The 3,142-nt window shown below is 61.0% G+C and carries 3 protein-coding genes; all 3 read right to left on the bottom strand.

Going from position 1 to position 3,142, the window contains the following annotated elements; all coding sequences use genetic code 11:
- A partial coding sequence (locus AC1D1P_RS18940; protein WP_477674035.1) for an alcohol dehydrogenase catalytic domain-containing protein occupies positions 1–413 on the bottom strand: 413 nt, incomplete at its 3' end.
- A gap of 316 nt (positions 414–729) precedes the next feature.
- A complete protein-coding gene (locus tag AC1D1P_RS18945; RefSeq protein WP_477674036.1) occupies positions 730–1,947 on the bottom strand; it encodes a glycerophosphodiester phosphodiesterase in 1,218 nt (405 codons plus the stop codon).
- A gap of 120 nt (positions 1,948–2,067) precedes the next feature.
- On the bottom strand, positions 2,068–3,142 hold a 1,075-nt coding region (dnaJ, locus tag AC1D1P_RS18950), incomplete at its 5' end, for a molecular chaperone DnaJ (protein WP_477674037.1).

Here is a 3,142-nt window from a genome sequence, read left to right on the forward strand (position 1 = left end):
GTGCCCATGTAGTGAAAGATGGGTTTGCCGTCCAGGCTGAAGCGGCTGGTCGCATCGGGCATCAGACCCTTGCCCTGCGTGCCGCGAATCAGCTGGCACAGGTTGGTTTTGCGAGAGAGACAAAACTTGCATTGCCGGCACTCGGGCGTGTAGAGCGGGATGACATGGTCGCCTTTTTTGAGCGTTGTCACGCCGGGGCCGACGTCAACCACGATGCCCGCGCCTTCATGGCCGAGGATGGCCGGGAAGATGCCTTCCGGGTCGGCGCCCGAGAGCGTGTAGTAGTCGGTGTGGCAAATGCCGGTGGCCTTGATCTCGACGAGCACCTCGCCGAACTTCGGGCCTTGCAGGTCCACGGTTTCAATCGTCAGGGGCTGGCCTGACTTCCAGGCGACGGCAGCTTTGGTTTTCATGGTGTGTAGGGCTTGCGCTTGAAGTGAGTGGGGATGAGGTTCCGTGCGTAGGTCACTATAAGCCAGTCACCATCGGCAAATCTCGACTGAAGCCCTATCTTCACGGGCCCCGATGTTTCATTTTGAGAAAACCTGGGCCTTGCCTCCGGCGCTGTGTAACCGGCCCTATGGCTGGAATATGCTGTCGCGTTGCGGGGCACAGCCTTTCCAGCTTGGGTTAAAAGTAAAAAAGCTGCCTGGCCCATTAAATATAGGCGCAAGCAGCTATTAATTTCATAGCATTGAGGTTAAACGGGTGAGACCCGCAACGGCTTGCTCAGCGGCCGGCTTCTTTCAGATACTGTGTCCGGGCGGCGATGGCAGTGTCGGTGAAGTCGGTGAACACGCCGTCAACGCCTGCGCGGTAAAACGCCAGGTACTCGGCCTTGGCATCGCCCTGGTAGTCGCTGGCCAGGCGGCGCGACTCGTTACGGAAGGTGAAGGGATGAACGAACAGGCCTGCTTTGTGCGCATCGGCGACGAAGCTGGTGGCTGGCTGCGAGGTCGAGTCGGCGTCGTTGAGCTTGCCGTCGCGGTTGATGTCGACCTGCTTGCCGTCGGCGCCGAAGGTGCCTTTGGTGCTGATGATGTAGCGCTTCCAGGGGCCGATGCCGTCTGCGTAGGTCTTGATCTCGGCCAGGCCTGCGGGCGTGGTCATGGCATCAAAGAGGCGTTTGTCGCCGGCCTTGGTCCAGTCGTAAGGGCGGTCGCTCGGCACGGCAAAGGTCACGCGGCCGGTTTTCGGGTCAATGCCGTCGCCATCGACGAGCTGGATCAGTTTCGTATTGAGGCCCTTGCTCTTCATGTACTTCAGGCTGCCGGGCTCGAACGACTGCACGTAGATTGGCGCGGTTTTGCTGTTCCAGCCAGCTGCGTTGATGATGGCGATCAGCTTGTCCTCCATCGGCAGGCCGAGTTCGCGGAAGTAGGTCGGGTTCTTGGTTTCCGGGTAGATCGCAATCGTGCGGCCTGTCTTGATGGATTGGGCCTTGGCCATGTCCACCACTTCCTGAAGGGTCGGGATCTTGTATTGGCCGTTGAACTGCTGTGGGCGCTCGGCGTCGGTCGAGATCGCGCCCAAGGTGCGAATCTCGGCCAGTGTGAAGTCGTTGCTGAACCAGCCGGTCTGCGTTTCGCCGTCGACCTGGATGGTCTTCTTGCGTGAAGCGAACTCCGGGTGTTTGGCCACGTCGGTGCTGATCGCCAGGTTGGGGTCGTGACGGGTGACGAGCACGCCGTCCCTGGTCACGACCAGGTCCATCTCGATCACGTCGGCGCCGAGTTCGATCGCGCGCACATAGGCTTCCATCGTTTCTTCCGGCACATAACCCGAAGCGCCGCGGTGGGCGATGACCAGTGGCGCCTTGCCGTCAAGGGTGGGCAGCCCTGCTTGAGATGTCGTGCCTGAAGACGAGCAAGCGGTCAGCAGTACGCTGCTGCAAATAAGGGCGAGCAGGCTGCCTTGTCTCACGGCCTGGCGGGTCGATACGGTCATGGGTGTTTCCCGAAGTTAAAGGGCTGATCGTATGTGTCTGGTCACGACAGGCGTGTGACAGTGTGTAGCGCCCGGCCATAAAAAATGCCGGAGCAGGTCCGGCATTTTCTGGGGGCACGATCAGGCGCTGAAGAAGCTCTTGAGCTTGTCGGCCCAGCCTTCTTCGCTGGGTGAATGCTTGGCACCGCCTTTTTTCAGCGACTCGTCCAGCTCCTTGAGCAGCTTGCGCTGGTGCTCGGTCAGCTTGACCGGTGTTTCTACTGTGATGTGGCAATACAGGTCACCGGGATAACTGGAGCGCACGCCCTTGATGCCCTTGCCGCGCAGACGGAACTGCTTGCTCGCCTGGGTGCCTTCGGGAATGTCGATGGCCGCTTTGCCGGCGAGTGTCGGCACTTCAATTTCCCCGCCCAGTGCGGCGGTGGTGAAACTGATGGGCACGGCGCAGTGCAGGTCGTCGCCGTCGCGCTCGAAGATGTCGTGCTTCTTCAGGCGGATCTCAATATAGAGGTCGCCAGGCGGGCCGCCATTGGTGCCCGGCTCACCGTTGCCGGTCGAGCGGATACGCATGCCGTCGTCGATGCCCGCGGGGATCTTGACTTCGAGTGTCTTGTTGTTCTTGGTCTTGCCCACGCCGTGGCAGGTCACGCAAGGCTCGGGAATCAGCTTGCCCGTGCCTTTGCACTGCGGGCAGGTTTGCTGCACGCTGAAGAAACCCTGGCGCATCTGCACTACGCCGTGACCATGGCAGGTGGTGCAGGTCACCACTTTGGTGCCGGGCTTGGCGCCGCTGCCGTGGCAGGTATTGCAGTCGTCCCAGCTGGGAATGCGAATCTGTGCGTCCTTGCCGTTAGCGGCTTCTTCGAGCGTGATTTCCATGGCGTAGCTCAAGTCGCCGCCACGGTAAACCTGCCGGCCGCCGCCACGTTGTGCCCCGCCGCGCTGGCCGCCGAACACGTCGCCGAAGATGTCGCCGAAAGCTTCGGCAAAACCGCCAAAACCTTCCGCACCCGGGCCGCCGCGCATGTTGGGGTCTACGCCGGCATGGCCGTACTGGTCGTAGGCCGCGCGCTTTTGATCGTCGGAAAGCATCTCGTAGGCCTCTTTGGCCTCCTTGAATTTTTCTTCGGCAACCTTGGACGCATCCCCCTGGTTGCGGTCGGGGTGGTGCTTCATCGCAAGCTTGCGATATGCC

This window comes from Polaromonas sp. P1_E1_2 (genome assembly GCF_056406035.1).

What these genes read in the sequence shown, in the direction of transcription:
- AC1D1P_RS18945 (WP_477674036.1), bottom strand. Translation starts at nt 1,947, where the DNA reads ATGACCGTATCGACCCGCCAGGCCGTGAGACAAGGCAGCCTGCTCGCC.